General features: G+C 53.7%; 2 protein-coding genes. Both read left to right on the forward strand.

The features are described 5' to 3' along the window. The coding region (locus tag QZF50_RS23690) for a TA system toxin CbtA family protein (RefSeq protein ID WP_290389045.1) at nucleotides 1–306 on the forward strand (306 nt) is incomplete at its 5' end. Next, nucleotides 303–534, forward strand: a 232-nt coding sequence (locus tag QZF50_RS23695; RefSeq protein WP_290378976.1) for a DUF5983 family protein, incomplete at its 3' end; no start/stop codon positions are given. The genes QZF50_RS23690 and QZF50_RS23695, both read left to right, overlap by 4 nt.

Raw genomic sequence — 534 nt, forward strand, 5'->3', positions numbered from 1 at the left:
CTGCTCACCCGACTGCTGGACCAGCACTACGGCCTCACGCTAAATGACACACCGTTCTCCGATGAACGTGTGATTGAGCAGCATATTGAGGCAGGCATTTCACTGTGTGACGCGGTGAACTTTCTCGTTGAAAAATACGCGCTGGTGCGTACCGACCAGCCCCGGTTCAGCACTTGTCCCCGCTCTCAGTTAATAAACAGTATTGATATCCTCCGGGCTCGCCGGGCGACCGGCCTGATGACCCGCGACAATTACAGAACGGTAAATAACATTACCCGGGGTAAGCATCCGGAGGCGAAACGATGAAACTTTCCCTGACGCTGGAAGCCGACAGCATTAACGTGCGGGCGCTGAACATGGGGCGCATTGTCGTTGACATTGATGGTGTTAATCTCGCTGAACTGATTAACAATGTCGCTGAAAACGGTTATTCACTCCGCGTGGTGGAGGAATTCGACCAACAGTCAACCTGCACACCACCACCGTTTACGGCCCTTGCCGGCATACGCTGCAGTACCGCACATATCACGGAAA

The organism is uncultured Escherichia sp., from assembly GCF_948475835.1.
Lineage (GTDB): Bacteria > Pseudomonadota > Gammaproteobacteria > Enterobacterales > Enterobacteriaceae > ECMA0423.